A 14,376-nucleotide genomic window follows, 5' to 3' on the forward strand; every position below is an offset into this window, starting at 1 on the left:
CATCTCCGCTGGACAGGGGGGACGACCTGAATACGCCCCTCATTTCGACGCGGATCCGGCGCCCGTGCGCAGAAGGAACACACACATGCCCCACGCATGCATCACGGATATGACCATTCGTACACGCCATTTACACATGCGCACACGAGGGTGACGGAGACGAATTCACGAAAGGGCGGCGGGGCGGCGGGGCCTGGCCGCCACCCCGTCACTGGGGGCTCACCGGGACGGGAGTTCCGCCTCGATCAGGTCCGCCGCGCGTCGAGTGCCGCCCTCGCCGGCCATACCGGACTTGATCTCCTCGAGCCGCGCAGCCACCTGCGGGTCCCCGGCCAGTGCGAGTACCGCATCGCGCAGCTCCCCGGCCGGGGCGTCCGTCTCGAGACGCCGTGCCACCCCCAGGCCCACGAGCATGTCCGCGTTGCCGAACTGGTCGACGGCCTGCGGCACGGCCACCATCGGCGTGCCGGTGGCAAGGCCCTCCTGGCTGCCGCCCGCACCCGCATGGGTGATGAACGCGTCGGCCTGCTTGAGGATCGCCAACTGCGGTACCCACGAGTGCACTTCGATGTTGCCGGGAATCTCGCCGAGCTCGGACGTCTCGACGTACCGCCCGATCTGGAGCACCACGTGCCACCCCGGCAGCTCCCCGAAGGCCTTCACACACTCGCGGTAGAAACCGGGCTGCTTGGTGAAGGTGGAGCCGAGCGAGACGAGCAGGACCTTCTCGGCGTCCGCCGGCCGCTGCCACTCCCCCTGGCCCGCCCGGTCGCCCTGGCATGCTCCGACGAACGAGTACACGGACTCGTCGACGCGGTCCGCGTTCGGCTGCAGCGCCCGGGGGATCAGGACGATGCTGCGGCGGGGCCGCCCGACGAACGGGTCGGGATGCGTGGTGATGCCGTTCTGCGCGAGCCAGTCGGCGAAGCGCGCGTAGTACGCCCTGCCCCGTTCCGACGCCCGCAGCTCGGCGGTCATCGGCTCCGCGACCTCCTCCTCGTACCCCTCCCAGGCGACGAGGTTGGGCGAGAGGGAGACGGCGGGGACACCCCAGCGATGGGCGAGGACGATCGCCGGGTACGAGGTGATGTCGTGGATGACGAGGTCCGGTTCGTCGCCCTCGAACGCCTCGATGAGCTGCGGCAGCACCTGGATGGCGTCGTTCAGGAACGGCTCGATGTTGTCGATCAGTTCCGTGCCCCATGCCTCCGGCTCGTCCTCGGTGGGGAGCGTGGACGTGTAGACGACGGGCTCGGCGCCCGTTTGCGCGACGCGGTCCGCGTACGAGGCGGGGATCGCGTAGCTGACGCGGTGGCCGCGGGCGACGAGCTCGCGGATCACCTCGATGCTCGGGTTCACGTGCCCCGGGGCCGCGATGGAGAACATGGCGATATGGGCGCGCTGCGATTCGGTCATGACGCGAGACTAAGCGAGACGATACGTCTCGTGCAACCTGCTTTCCGGTGTCTCCCGACCGCCCCCACGCTCCCCCGTCAGCGCTGATAGCGCGCGAGCACCAGATTTCCGTCCTTCACCAGCCGCTCCTTCAGCTCCTCCTCGTTGATCGCGCCGCTGTAGTACTCCTGGTACGCCGGTGTCGCGACCTTGTCCTTCCACTCCGGATAACCGCGCACCGACTGCGCAGGCGCCGGGCGCAGATCACGGGCGAGGGCCGCGCCGGTCGCCCAGCCGTCCTTCTCGGTGTGCAGCGCCGGGTCCTTCAGCGCTTCCGTCCCGGTCGGCAGCATCCAGTCGCCCTTCGCCAACCGGACCATGTTCTGCGGCCGCAGCATGAAGTCGATGAACTGCGCCGCCTCCTTCTTGTGTGCGCTGTCCTTCGAGACGGACAAGGTCTGCGGACTCACGCCCTGGGCAGGCCCTTCGGGGCCCGCGGGCGCCGGCAGCACGGTCCACTCGAAGCCCTCCGGCGCCTGCTGGGCGATCTGCTGCCGGTAGGAGAAGCCCAGCGGCACCATCGCGTACCTGCCGCCGAAGAACCCCGGCAGTGCGTCGGAGCCGCCCATGCCGAGCGTGCTGCGTGAGGCGCTCCCGTCGACGTTGACCTGGTCGTGGATCGTGCCGGGGACAACGGCGTCGCCGGCGGTGAAGTCGACGGTCACCTTGCCGTCGTCACCGCGGTGGAACAGCTGCCCGCCGGCGGAGAGACCGAGGTTGAGCGTTACGGAGACGGGCTCCTTGAGCGGCCAGGCGACGCCGTACTTCCCTTTCCCCATCGTCTGCGTCAAGTCCTTGGTGACCTGACGGAACTCCGGCCAGCTCCATGGCTTGTCGGCCGTCGGGATCCGGACGTCCGACGCCTCGAGGATCTTCCTGTTGGCGATCAGGACCCGCGGTTCCTGGAGGAACGGGACGCCGTAGACGCCGCCGCCGAACGTGGTCGTCTCCCAGCTCCGCTCCGGAATGTCCGACGTGAGGCGCTCGGGCAGGAGCCCCCTCAGGTCGGCGAGGTATCCCCCGTACGCGAAGTCGGCGAGATCGTCGGAGGCGTCATGGATGATGTCGGGCGCCTCGCCGCCCTCGAACGACGTCAGCAGTTGGTCGTGAACACTGTCCCAGCTGCCCTGGACGTACTCGACCTGGACGCCGGGATGGGCCGCGTTCCACTCCTCCACCAGCTCTTTGTTGGCGTCGACGGACTCCTTCTGCCAGGCCAGCGACTGGAAGCGGAGCCTGATCGTCCCGTCGGACTCCCCACCGCCCCCGCCGCAGCCGGTGAGCAGCAGCGCGAGTGAAGCGGCGGCAGCCGTCAGCCACCTGACCCGTGCCGTCCCGCGTGCGCGCATCAGCTCTTCACCGCCCCTGCCAGCATTCCGCCCGTGATCCGCTTCTGGATGACCGCGAAGATGACGAGCGAGGGAATCGTCGCGAGGAAGGCGGCGGCGGCGAGCGGCCCGAGGTCGGCCACGCCCTCCGCGCCGATGAAGTGGGTGAGGACGACCGGCAAGGTCTGCTTCTCCGGGGTCTTGAGCAGGACGAGGGCGAAGAAGAACTCGTTCCAGGCGGTGATGAACGCGAACAGCGCGGTGGCGACGATGCCGGGTGCCAGCAGCGGCGCGGTGACAGACACGAGCGTACGGAGTCTGCCGGCGCCGTCGACCGCCGCCGCCTCCTCCAACTCGCGCGGCACGGCCCGCACGTACCCCACGAGCATCCACAGGGCGAAAGGCAGCGACCAGACGACGTACACCATGATCAGGCCGAACAGGGTGTTGATCAGATGGAGGTTCTTCAGGATCAGGAAGAGCGGGATGATCACCAGGACGAACGGGAACGCCTGGCTGACGACCACCCATCCGGTCGCCGCGGTCGTGAGCCTGCTGCGGTTGCGGGCCATCGTGTAGGCCATGGGGGTCGCGATCACCACGGCGATCAGCGCGGCGGCGAGGGCCGCGAGCAGGCTGTTGCCCGCGGCCTGGAGCAACGGCTGCTCGTCGAACGCCTGCCGGAAGTTGTCGAGGGTGGGGTTCTGCGGAATCCACGTGGGATGCAGGGACCCCAGCTCGCGCGGCGGTTTGAAGGCGGTCGAGATCAGCCACAGAAACGGGAAGGCGAGGAAGACCAGGTAGGCGAGGAGCGCCAGATACTGCCCTGCCCGCCCTGCCCTGCCGGTGCGAAGGGCCGTCATGCGTCCTCGCCTCCCTTGAGCCGTCCCACGAGATAGAGGGCGAGCATCAGCGAGATCACCGCGACCATGATGCAGCCCATCGCCGCCGCGTACCCGAACTGTCCGTAGCGGAAGGCCTCTTCGTAGGCGAAGAGCATGGGCAGCCGGGTCCGCCCGCCGGGCCCGCCGTTGGTGAGCACGTAGACCAGGGCGAAGGAGTTGAAGTTCCAGATGAAGTTGAGAGCGGTGATGGCGAGTGCGACCGGCTTGAGCGCCGGCCAGGTGACGGTCCGGAACCGGCGCCATGCGCCCGCGCCGTCAAGGGCCGCGGCCTCGTGCAGCTCGTGCGGAGTGTTCTGCAGGCCGGCGAGCAGGGCGACCGTGGTCTGCGGCATGCCCGCCCAGACCCCGACGACGATCACCGCCGGCAACGCGGTGGCGAGCCCGGTGAGCCAGTCCCGGCCGTCGCCCAGGCCCAGATCGCGGATGGTCTCGTTGAGGAGGCCGGCGTCCGGGTTGTAGACGAGCCGCCACATGATGCCGACGACGACCTCCGGCATGGCCCACGGAATGATCGCGAGCGCCCGGGCGAGCCAGCGCAGCCGCAGCTGCTGGTTGAGCAGCAGGGCAAGCCCCAGCGCGAGCAGGAACTGCGGGACGGTCACACCGACCGCCCACAGCAGGCCGATCCTGAACGAGTCCCAGAACAGCGTGTCGTGGAGGAGGTCCTGGAAGTTGAGCGTGCCGATCCACTCGATGGGCTCGGTGCGCCCGGCCTGTGCATCGGTGAAGGCCAGCGCTATCCCGTAGAGCAGGGGACCGACGCTCAGCACCAGGATCGGAAGCAGCGCGGGAAGGACCAGGAACCAGGCACCGAGGTCCATGACCCTTGTCCGGGCCGTGCCCTTCCCGGGCTGTCCGCCGGCCGGCTCTCCGGTGTTCTTCCCGGACCGCGCCGTTGCGGTCGCCGATGTCACATTCGACTCCTTCGGGCGGCTGGTCAGGACAGTCCCCGGACGCCCGGCGGCCTGGCGTCATGGTGCTGACGAGCTGTCGGTTCGTCAAGACGACCTGCATGGATGCGAAACTTTGTCGGGTTCACGACGGTGCTGGGAGAGGACGATGGACGAGACACGGGCACGTGAGGTGCTGGCGGAGGCCGGGCTGCCGGCCGACGCGCCGCTGCTGGCGCTCGGTGAGAACGCCGTGTTCGCGGCGGACAAGGTGGTGGTCAAGGTCGGCCGGGACGCCGAGCTGCTGCCGCGTGCAGAGCGTGAACTGGCCGTCGCCGCCTGGCTGGAGGCCGCGGACGTGCCTGCCGTGCGGGCAGCGGAGCCCGTGCCACGGCTGGTCGCCGGACATCCGGTGACAATGTGGCACCGGCTCCCGGACGCCCTACGGCCCGCGCGGCCCGCCGACCTCGCGCACCTGCTGCGGCTCGTCCATGCACTGCCGTCCCCTCCCTTCGAGCTGCCCCGCCGGGATCTGCTCGGCGGTGTCGAGCGCTGGCTGCGGCTGGCCGGCGACACGATCGACCCGGCCGACGCCGCCTTTCTGCGGGCACGTCGCGACGGTTTCGCCGACGCGGCGGCCGCGCTCACCCCCCATCTGCCGCCGGGCCCCATCCACGGCGACGCGCTCCCCCGCAATGTCCATGTGGGCCCGGACGGCCCCGTCCTGGTCGACCTGGAGACCGTCTCGTCGGACCTGCGCGAACACGACCTGGTGGTCATGGCCCTCTCCCGCGACCGCTACGGCCTCGATCCGGCCGCTTACGACTCGTTCACCGCCACCTATGGCTGGGACGTGCGCGCCTGGGACGGCTGCGCGGTGCTGCGGGGCGCCCGCGAGACCGCCAGCTGTGCCTGGGTCGCGCAGCACGCCCCGTCCAACCCCGGGGCGCTGGCCGAATTCCGACGCAGGGTGGCATCCTTGCGGGACACCGACCCCGAGGTGCGCTGGTACCCCTTCTGACGACGCGAGTCGGCACGCACCATGGTCTGCCCCCGCACCGCCGCGCAAGGTGACCTGCCCGCCGGGCCGGTGTGTTCAGCCGGCGACCGGCGCGAGCTCCCGCAGCGGCCACGAGGCGTCGACCACCGCGTCGGGCGTGCCCTTGCGGCGCAGAAAGCCCTGGAAGTCGGCCGCCCACTGCGCGTACCAGGCGACCTGCTGCTGGTGCAGCTCCGCCACCGCGAGGCCCGCCACCGTGGCGTGCCGCTCCGCTATCGCACAGGCGACCAGCACCGCGGCGTGCGCGTCCGCGTCGGCATGGTGGGCGCTGTCGAGGGCCACCCCGTACTCGACGCAGACCGCTTCGAGCGTGCGCTTCCCCTTGCGGTAGCGGTCGACGGCCCGGTCGATCGTGTACGGGTCCACGACGGGGCCGATCGGCCTGCCGCCCAGCCGCTCGTCCAGAGACGGCAGGTTGTGCCGCCGCAACTCGGCGGCCAGCAACGTCAGATCGAAGGCGGCGTTGTATGCGACGACCGGAACGCCCTGCCGCCAGTGACCGGTCAGCGTCCCGGCGATCTCGTCGACCACCTCACGGGCGGGGCGGCCCTCGGCGGCGGCCCGCTCGTTGCTGATGCCGTGGATGGCGGAGGCCTGTGCCGGGATGCTTATCCCCGGATCCGCCATCCAGCCGTGCCTGCGCACCGGCTCCCCGGCCCGCAGCTCGACGACGGCGGCCGTCACGATGCGTGCGTCGAGCGGATCGGTGCCCGTCGTCTCCAGATCGAAGCCGACCAGCAGCTCGCGGTGCCAGGACATGCGTGCCCCCTTCTCAGTGGTGCGGTGGTGCTTCCCCCAGTTGACGACCACTCTCGCACGCACCACTGACAGCGGGTTCGGCCGGTGGTTCGGGCCGCGGTTCGGGCGGCGGTCCCGACCGGACGTCGATCCGGGACATCCGGGACACCGATCCGGACACTGATCCGGGACGTCGATCCGGGACATCGATCCGGTGGCTGCGCGAGCGGGTTCTCAGGACACCGGACGCGAGTCGGCCCAGACCGACTCGAACTCCTCTCGGTATGTCTGGAAAAGACCCGATTCTCCGTCCTGGCCCGCGCGTACGACCGACCGCCCGGCGCCCCGCAGCACCAGCACGGGCGCCTCCATGCCGCGTGCACGGCGCAGATAGGACTGGACGACGGCGAGACCGTCGGGGCCGTCGCCGTCGACGAGGTAGGCCGTGAAGCGCGGGGTCTCGTCGAAAACCTGTATCTCGAAAGCTCCGGGGTCCCGCAGCCGGGAGCGGACCCGGCGCATGTGGAGGATGTTCATCTCCACCGTTCGGCTCAACTCACCCTTCTTGATACCGAGTTCGCGCTCGCGCCGCTTGACGGCGCTGCTCGCCGGATTGAGGAAGAGCAGCCGGACCCGGCAGCCCGACTCGGCGAGGCGGACCAGCCTGCGGCCCGAGAAGTTCTGGACCAGCAGGTTCAGTCCTATGCCGATCGCGTCGACGCGCCGCGCCCCGCCGAAGAGGTCCTCCGCGGGCAGCTGGCGCTGGAGCCTGACGCGGTCGGGATGGACAGAGACGACGTCCGCGTACCGGTCCCCGACCAGGTCCTCGACCGCGTCGACCGGGAGCCGGTCGGCGGAGGGCACACCAGCGCCGCTGCCGAGTATCTCCAGCAGCCGCGCGGAGGCACGCTCGGCCTGGGCGAGCACCGCCTCGTTCAGCGCGCGGTTGCGGGAGACGACGTTGCGGGCGACCTCGAGCTCGTCGAGAGCCAGCTCGACGTCCCGCCGGTCGTCGAAGTACGGCTCGAAGCAGGGCCAGTGCTGGACCATCAGCTCCCGCAGCTGCGGGAGGGTGAGGAAGGACAGAACGTTGTCGTCCGCCGGGTCCAGCAGATAACCCTTGCGGCGGGAGACCTCACGCACCGCGACGGCACGCTGCACCCACTCGTGACCCGCCGGGCCGGCCGCGGCGACCACCCATTCGTCGCCGTGCACCGGCTCGTAGATGGGGCGCAGCACGGCGGCCACCACCGCCCGCAGCCGTTGTTCCACCAGATTCAGCCAGATGTAGGCGCGCCCGGCGCGCTGGGCGCGTGTGCGCACCTCGCTCCACGCGTCGGCGCCCCAGTCCAGCTCGGCCCCGATCTCCATCGGCCGCGCGAGCGAGACCGCTCCTGGCGGGACCTCGGCGGAGTCTCCCCCCTCGTGACCCGCGTCACCGGGGGGTAGCTCCAGCCCTCCCGAGCTCACCCGCGCACCGCCTTCCCTGCCCCCTCCAACGATCAAGGAAGCCTACTCCGCGGCGGGAGGCGGTGCAGCAGGTTGAGCCGGGAGTTTTCTCAACTCCCGTGGCCGTGTTGACCGTTCTGATCGGTGAGATCGGCCGGAGTGAGGGGATTCATAGCGGTCACGTCCCTGGGGGCGAGCTGGAAGCCCTGCCAGTGGACCGGCATGGGCTGCTGGTCCTCGTCCCGGGCGATGTGGTGGAACCCGATGTTGACCCAGGTGATCGGATTGACGAGGTTCTCACCATTGACCCATTTGTCCACGCTGTCGCCGCCGCGCGCTCCGCAGTCGTGGATGTTGTTGCTCGCGAACTGCTCGCAGGCGCGGTTCTGGGTGAAGTAGACGTCGTGCCGGGTGAAGCCGCGTCCCGCGTGTGTGGCGGAAGCCCCGGGCACGATCTCGTAGGAGCGTGCGTGGCCGTCCTTGTTCTTGCCCGTCGCGCTCACCACCCGCCACCAGCGCATGGTCCTGGCGTCCCCGGCGAGCTCCTTGGTGACGGGCGTCCGGGTCGTCTTCACGGTCGGGCTGCCGTCTCCGCTCGGCGGGGTGACCTTGGAGTCGTACTGCTCGATGCGCCCCTTGCTGCTGCCGTCGAGGCCGAAGTCCAGCCGCCAGAAGACGTTGTGGGCGTGGCTGGTGGCATAGTCACGGGAGCCCTTGCCGATCGGCCAGCCCCGGCCGTCTGCGGCGTTGTAGTCGTCGGGGGCGAGGCTGCCGGTCGCGCCGACGTCGGCCGAGATGGTGCCGTCGGAGGAGAACCGCCACTCGGTGATGTACTCGTACCAGGCGACCTTGTTGACCGTGTAGACGAGCAGGTCCTTGCCCTGCGACTGCCAGACCTTGGTCCCCTCGTCGTTGGCGAGGCGGTAGGCGTGGCCGCGGGCGCGGGTGGTGGTGCACAGGCCGTTCACGACGCCGACGTCGGGGACCTTGACCCGCCTGACCGTGCCGCCGGGGCACTCCGCGGGGGCGAGGTTCTGCAGGCCCCAGCCGAAGCCGGCGCCGGTCAGGTCGTCGTACTCGGCCTTGCCGTCGTCGTACGGAACATGGATCTGGGCGAGTTTGGCGCTGTTCAGTACGCGGATGGGGCGCCGCTCGCCCCTGGGCTGATAGCTGACCCTGTCGAGCACGAGGCCGGCGTCGGTGTCGTAGCGCCAGCACATGCGCCAGGTGGTGCCTCCGTCGAGCTTCTGCTCGACGCGGAAGGCGCTGCTGCACTCGGGCCGGGGCACCTGGGCGGCCGGGGGCGGCGTGGCCGCCGGCGCCGCGGAGGCGGGTCCGGTCGCGGCGCCGACACTGCCGAGGAGGGCGGCGGCGGCCAGCAGCGCGCCGCGCCTGCGGGCGCGCGAAGCTCTGTTCACGTGCGTGACGTGCATGAGGACGAACTCCCTCGTACGAGGTACGGCATGTGGGGAAAAGGGAACGGAGAGGGGTGAGGAGCCGGTCAGCCGACGCGGACGACGTTTCTCGCGCTCAGGTCGACGATCAGGTTCCGGATTTCGATCCAGGCGCCGTCGCGTACCTTCGCGACGAGCCGCACGCAGCGGTGCTCGCCGCACCGGGCGAGCTGCTCCGGCACGTTCGTCTCGCGGTAGGTGCGGTACACGTCGCCGTTGAACCAGAGCTGGTCCGGGTCGTCGAGCGTCCGGCCGGTCGCGTCCCTGTAGTCCGACTTCAGGTCGGCGCCGAGCGGGCTCTTCAGAATGAGCCCGAGGGCTTCGCGCAGTTCCTCCTGGTGCGGCGACGGCTGGATTCCGCGCCGGGTGCCGGTCCGCTCCACCGTGCCCGTGTCGAGATTGACGGTCCTGGTGACGAGTTCATCGGTCCGATAGTCGTAGAAGCGCACCTCTGCCCGGCGTGGCGCGGTGGTGCCGTCCGCCTCGGACGGCAGCGGCTCGGCAAGGTTGGTCGCCAGATGCTGCGGGCCCCGGCCGCCGGCCGCGTCCCGGCCGTCCTGCCGTGCGGACGCGGGCAGCGCCAGCCGCTCCGCCCGCTTCAACTCGTCGTCGGTCAGCGGATCGCCGCCCACCCCCCGTTCGCCTTCCTCCGGCGCGTCGGCGATGACGCCGGGCCGCGGGGCGTCGGCCGGTCCCGATCCGCCCGCCGCGGGGCTGCCGCCGGCCTCGGCCGCCCCTCCCGTTCCCCTGCCGGAATCGTCGGCCCCTGCGGTGTCCGGCAGCGTGATCCCCACCATCACCGCGGTCCCTGTCACCGCGATGGCGGCACCCGCCACCAGTTTCCCCAGGTGACGGCGCACTGATTGGCGCACGTGTCCCCCGTTTCCCCCCTGTTTGTGACTGGTCACCCGGTAGGACGGTACGAAGTCCTAGGAGGTTGCCCCACTTTGGGGGAAGATCTAACCCGAGTAGCCCCCAATACCCGGATCAGAAATGGAAGAGTCCTATCTATGCAGGTCTGGCCGGGACAGGCGTATCCCCTCGGTGCCACGTACGACGGCGCCGGCACGAACTTCGCGGTGCACTCCGAGGCCGCGCACCGAATCGAGCTGTGTCTGCTCCACGACGACGGCTCCGAGACAGCAGTCGAGCTGCGCGAGACGGATGCCTTCGTGCGGCATGCCTATCTGCCGGGCATCATGCCCGGCCAGCGCTACGGCTTCCGGGTCCACGGCCCGTACGAGCCCGCACGCGGGCAGCGCTGCAACTCCGCCAAACTTCTGCTCGATCCGTACGCACGTGCGATCAGCGGCTCCGTCGAGTGGAACGAGTCGGTCTACGGCTACCACTTCGGCAGGCCCGATTCACGCAACGACCTCGACTCCGCTCCGCACACGATGACATCGGTGGTGGTCAATCCGTACTTCGACTGGGGCGACGACCGCCTGCCGCGGACCGACTACCACCGGACCGTGATCTACGAGGCCCACGTGAAGGGCCTCACGATGCTGCACCCGGAGCTGCCGCCCGAGCTGCGCGGCACGTACGCCGGACTCGCCCACCCCGCCGTGATCTCGCATCTGACGGAACTGGGCGTCACCGCACTCGAGTTGATGCCCGTCCACCAGTTCGTCAACGACCACCGGCTGGTGGACGCAGGGCTGAACAACTACTGGGGCTACAACACGATCGGCTTCTTCGCCCCGCACAATTCGTACGCCTCCTGGGGTGACCGCGGCGAGCAGGTCCTCGAGTTCAAGCAGGCCGTACGCGCCCTGCACCAGGCCGGTATCGAGGTCATCCTCGACGTGGTCTACAACCACACGGCGGAGGGCAACCACCTCGGCCCCACCCTCTCCTTCCGCGGCCTCGACAACGAGTCCTACTACCGGCTCACCGAGGACCGCCGCTACTACATGGACACCACCGGCACGGGGAACTCCCTGCTGATGCGCAGCCCCCACGTGCTGCAGCTGATCATGGACTCGCTGCGCTACTGGGTGACCGAGATGCATGTGGACGGATTCCGCTTCGACCTCGCCGCGACGCTGGCCCGCCAGTTCCACGAGGTGGACCGGCTGTCGTCCTTCTTCGACCTGGTCCAGCAGGACCCGGTGGTCAGCCAGGTGAAGCTGATCGCCGAGCCGTGGGACGTCGGCGAGGGCGGCTACCAGGTGGGCAACTTCCCGCCGCTGTGGACCGAGTGGAACGGCAAGTACCGCGACTGCGTGCGGGACCTGTGGCGGGGCGAGCCGCGCACCCTCGCCGAGTTCGCGTCCCGGCTCACGGGCTCCTCCGACCTGTACCAGGACGACGGGCGCCGCCCTCTGGCCTCGATCAACTTCACCACCTGCCACGACGGCTTCACCCTGCACGACCTTGTGTCCTACAACGACAAGCACAACGAGGCCAACGGCGAGAACAACCGCGACGGCGAGAGCCACAACCGCTCCTGGAACTGCGGGGCGGAGGGCGACACCGCCGACGAGGGTGTGCTGGAGTTGCGCGAGCGGCAGATGCGCAACTTCATCGCGACGCTGATGCTCTCGCAGGGCGTGCCGATGCTCAGCCACGGCGACGAGTTCGGGCGTACCCAAGGGGGCAACAACAACGCCTACTGCCAGGACAACGAGATCTCCTGGGTGCACTGGCCGGACCCGGGCGACGACGAGGAGGGCTCGCTGCTCGCCTTCACCAAGACGATGGTGTGGCTGCGGCGCGACCACCCCGTCTTCCGGCGGCGCAGGTTCTTCCACGGCCGGCCGGTGGAGGGGACCCACGACGAGCTGACCGACATCGCCTGGTTCACCCCGCAGGGCGACGAGATGGTCGCGCGGGACTGGCAGGCGGCGCACGCGAAGGCGCTGTCCGTCTTCCTGAACGGCCACGCGATCTCCGAGCCGGGACCGCGCGGTGAGCGGATCTCCGACGACTCGTTCCTGCTGATGTTCAACGCGAGCGCGGAGGAGCTGGAATTCACGGTGCCGGTGAGCCACGGCGAGGAGTGGCAGGTGGTGGTGGACACGGCATGCAAGGAAGGAGTGCCGCCGGGCAACGGTCCGATGGTCGCGGCCGGGGACGAGCTGCGGCTGGTGGGCCGCAGCATGACGGTGCTGCGACGGCCGGCGTAGGCGCCCCCCGCTCGGGGCACACCGGAGGGCGTTCGTCCAGGTGGGACGCCCGGACGAGTCCCCGCACCACCCGATCGGCCCACACGGTCCACCGGGCCGGGCGCAGGAACCCCTCGGGGCGGGTACGTATGTTCGCATGACGCCCACCTCCACGTACCGGCTCCAGCTCCAGCCCGGTTTCCCCTTCTCCGCCGCGGCGGAGGCCGTGCCGCACATAGCCGCGCTCGGCGTCTCACACCTGCATCTGTCGCCGGTGCTGGAGGCCGTCCCCGGCTCCACGCACGGCTACGACGTCGTCGACCACAGCCGGGTCCGCGAGGAGCTGGGCGGCGAGGCGGGACTGCGGGAGCTGTCCCGTACGGCACACGAGCACGGCATGGGGCTCGTCCTCGACATCGTCCCCAACCACATGGCGGCGGTCCCTCGCCACAACCGCGCCCTGTGGGAAGTCCTGCGGGACGGGCCCGGATCGTCGTACGCCCGCTGGTTCGACATCGACTGGGAAGCGGGCGGCGGAAGGCTGCTGCTGCCGGTCCTCGCCGGCCGCGTCGGCGACGAGACGGAGAAGATGCACGTCGAGGGCGACGTCCTGCACTACGGCGAGCAGCGTTTCCCCCTGCGGGAAGGCACGGCGGACCTGCCGATCGCCGAGCTGCTGGACGCCCAGTGGTACCGCCTGGGCTGGTGGCGGCTGGCCCGCACCGAGCTGACCTACCGCCGCTTCTTCACCGTCTCGGAGCTCATAGGTGTGCGCGTCGAGGACCCGGAGGTCTTCGACGCCACCCACAGAAAGATCGTTGGGCTGGTGCGGGACGGCGTCGTCGACGGTCTGCGGGTGGACCACCCCGACGGGGTGGCAGATCCCGAGGGCTATCTGCGCAGGCTCGACGAAGCGACCGGCGGGGACTGCTGGACCGTCGTGGAGAAGATCCTCACCGGTGACGAGCGGCTGCCGGCCGGCTGGGCCGTCGCCGGGACGACGGGGTACGACGCGCTGCGACGCCTCGACGGCTTGTTCACCGACCCGGACGGAGCGGCGGTACTCGCCGCCGACCACCGGCAGTTCACCGAAGCGGCAGAGGAACTGGGCGGCCGCTGGGACGCCACGGCGCGGCACGCCGCGCACGAGGTGGTCACCCATGAGCTGGCGGCGGAGACCGCGGCACTCGTACGGATCGCCGAACGGGCCTGCGCCGCCGACGCCCGGCTGCGGGACCACGCCCCGTGGGCACTGGGCACGGCGATACGGGAGCTGCTGGTACGCGTCCCCGTCTACCGCCCCTACGGGATCGGCGACGAGGAAGCGCTCCCCGAGGAGGCGGTCCTCGACGCGAAGGAGGCCTTCACGGTGCCGGAGGAGGCGGCGGCCGTGGACGTGGCCAGGGGCCTGGCCCTCGGGCTGCTCGGCACAGGGCCGGAGCACCAGGCCTTCCGTGCCCGCTTCGCCCAGACGGCGTCGGCGCTGCGGGCCAAGTCCTTGGAGGACAAGGCCTTCTACCGATACGGTCCGCTGCTCTCGGCGAACGAGGTCGGCGGCGACCCCGGCGATCCGGCGGTCCGCCCCGAGGCGTTCCACGCGTACTGCGCCCGTCTGGCCGCCGACTGGCCCACGACGGGGACCGTGCTCACCACGCACGACACCAAGCGCAGCGCGGACGTGCGCGCCCGTATCGCCGTGCTGTCCGAATGCCCGGAGCGCTGGGCGGACTTCCTCACCCAGATCACCGAGGAGGCGGAGAGCATGGCCGGCGGCACCGCCCCCGATCCGCAGGTCGCGTGGACGGCGTGGCAGACCGCCGTCGGGTTCGGCGTACCGGACGCCGGACGGCTGGAGACGGCCCTGCTGAAGGCGGTGCGCGAGGCGGGGCTGCGCACGAGCTGGACGGAGCCGGACGCGGCGTACGAAAAAGCGGTGTCGGCGTTCGTGGACGCGGGACCGGCGGGCCCGCCACAGCACTCGGTGGCA

At 70.3% G+C, this 14,376-nt stretch carries 11 protein-coding genes; 3 read left to right on the top strand and 8 right to left on the bottom strand.

Translation table 11 applies throughout. The features are described from left to right. Positions 1 to 219: 219 nt before the first annotated feature. The 4 genes from mgt to ABZ070_RS28420 all read right to left on the bottom strand — a co-directional run bounded on the left by mgt (position 220) and on the right by ABZ070_RS28420 (position 4,509). Positions 220 to 1,416, bottom strand: coding sequence for a macrolide-inactivating glycosyltransferase (gene mgt / locus ABZ070_RS28405; protein ID WP_356638187.1), 1,197 nt, complete (start codon positions 1,414 to 1,416; stop codon positions 220 to 222). 77 nt (positions 1,417 to 1,493) lie between these two features. Then, a complete protein-coding gene (locus ABZ070_RS28410; protein ID WP_356638188.1) occupies positions 1,494 to 2,804 on the bottom strand; it encodes a sugar ABC transporter substrate-binding protein in 1,311 nt (436 codons plus the stop codon). Beyond that, positions 2,804 to 3,646, bottom strand: coding sequence for a carbohydrate ABC transporter permease (locus ABZ070_RS28415; RefSeq protein WP_356638189.1), 843 nt, complete (start codon positions 3,644 to 3,646; stop codon positions 2,804 to 2,806). The genes ABZ070_RS28410 and ABZ070_RS28415 overlap by 1 nt, the downstream gene beginning before the upstream one ends. Then, positions 3,643 to 4,509 (bottom strand): sugar ABC transporter permease, encoded by an 867-nt coding sequence (locus tag ABZ070_RS28420; protein ID WP_356638197.1) that lies wholly within the window; start codon positions 4,507 to 4,509, stop codon positions 3,643 to 3,645. Before ABZ070_RS28420 ends, ABZ070_RS28415 begins: the two co-directional genes overlap by 4 nt. 238 nt (positions 4,510 to 4,747) lie before the next feature. Between ABZ070_RS28420 and ABZ070_RS28425 the strand changes: the two genes are divergently transcribed. Beyond that, positions 4,748 to 5,599 carry an aminoglycoside phosphotransferase family protein gene (locus tag ABZ070_RS28425; protein WP_356638190.1) on the top strand — a complete coding sequence of 284 codons (852 nt, stop codon included), beginning with the start codon at positions 4,748 to 4,750 and terminating at the stop codon, positions 5,597 to 5,599. 75 nt (positions 5,600 to 5,674) lie between these two features. On the opposite strand, the gene ABZ070_RS28430 is transcribed toward ABZ070_RS28425, so the two are convergent. From ABZ070_RS28430 to ABZ070_RS28445, 4 genes are all read right to left on the bottom strand, one after another. Continuing rightward, entirely contained in the window at positions 5,675 to 6,397 is a 723-nt protein-coding gene (locus tag ABZ070_RS28430; RefSeq protein ID WP_356638191.1) for a 3'-5' exonuclease, read from the bottom strand. Positions 6,398 to 6,610: 213 nt separating this feature from the next. Next, positions 6,611 to 7,846 carry an SAV2148 family HEPN domain-containing protein gene (locus tag ABZ070_RS28435; protein ID WP_356638192.1) on the bottom strand — a complete coding sequence of 412 codons (1,236 nt, stop codon included), beginning with the start codon at positions 7,844 to 7,846 and terminating at the stop codon, positions 6,611 to 6,613. An 89-nt stretch (positions 7,847 to 7,935) separates the two neighbouring features. Further along, on the bottom strand, positions 7,936 to 9,258 hold the full coding sequence (locus tag ABZ070_RS28440) for a copper amine oxidase (RefSeq protein ID WP_356638193.1): 1,323 nt from the start codon (positions 9,256 to 9,258) through the stop codon (positions 7,936 to 7,938). A 68-nt stretch (positions 9,259 to 9,326) separates the two neighbouring features. After that, positions 9,327 to 10,151 (bottom strand): Tat pathway signal sequence domain protein, encoded by an 825-nt coding sequence (locus ABZ070_RS28445; protein ID WP_356638194.1) that lies wholly within the window; start codon positions 10,149 to 10,151, stop codon positions 9,327 to 9,329. Positions 10,152 to 10,289: 138 nt separating this feature from the next. Here ABZ070_RS28445 and glgX point away from each other — a divergent pair, with 138 nt between their 5' ends. Together glgX and treY are read left to right on the top strand one after the other, a co-directional pair. Continuing rightward, complete coding sequence (gene glgX, locus ABZ070_RS28450) at positions 10,290 to 12,410, top strand: glycogen debranching protein GlgX (RefSeq protein WP_356638195.1); 2,121 nt, start codon at positions 10,290 to 10,292, stop codon at positions 12,408 to 12,410. Positions 12,411 to 12,546: 136 nt separating this feature from the next. Then, the coding region (gene treY / locus ABZ070_RS28455) for a malto-oligosyltrehalose synthase (protein ID WP_356638196.1) at positions 12,547 to 14,376 on the top strand (1,830 nt) is incomplete at its 3' end.

Origin of the sequence: Streptomyces sp. NPDC006283 (genome assembly GCF_040613325.1) — a bacterium.
GTDB lineage: Bacteria > Actinomycetota > Actinomycetes > Streptomycetales > Streptomycetaceae > Streptomyces.

Bases quoted from the DNA above. Each gene is read 5' to 3' on its own strand.
- glgX (WP_356638195.1), top strand. From the start codon at position 10,290: ATGCAGGTCTGGCCGGGACAGGCGTATCCCCTCGGTGCCACGTACGAC.
- ABZ070_RS28425 (WP_356638190.1), top strand. From the start codon at position 4,748: ATGGACGAGACACGGGCACGTGAGGTGCTGGCGGAGGCCGGGCTGCCG.
- ABZ070_RS28430 (WP_356638191.1), bottom strand. From the start codon at position 6,397: ATGTCCTGGCACCGCGAGCTGCTGGTCGGCTTCGATCTGGAGACGACG.
- ABZ070_RS28420 (WP_356638197.1), bottom strand. From the start codon at position 4,509: ATGGACCTCGGTGCCTGGTTCCTGGTCCTTCCCGCGCTGCTTCCGATC.
- ABZ070_RS28415 (WP_356638189.1), bottom strand. From the start codon at position 3,646: ATGACGGCCCTTCGCACCGGCAGGGCAGGGCGGGCAGGGCAGTATCTG.
- ABZ070_RS28440 (WP_356638193.1), bottom strand. From the start codon at position 9,258: ATGCACGTCACGCACGTGAACAGAGCTTCGCGCGCCCGCAGGCGCGGC.
- mgt (WP_356638187.1), bottom strand. From the start codon at position 1,416: ATGACCGAATCGCAGCGCGCCCATATCGCCATGTTCTCCATCGCGGCC.
- ABZ070_RS28410 (WP_356638188.1), bottom strand. From the start codon at position 2,804: ATGCGCGCACGCGGGACGGCACGGGTCAGGTGGCTGACGGCTGCCGCC.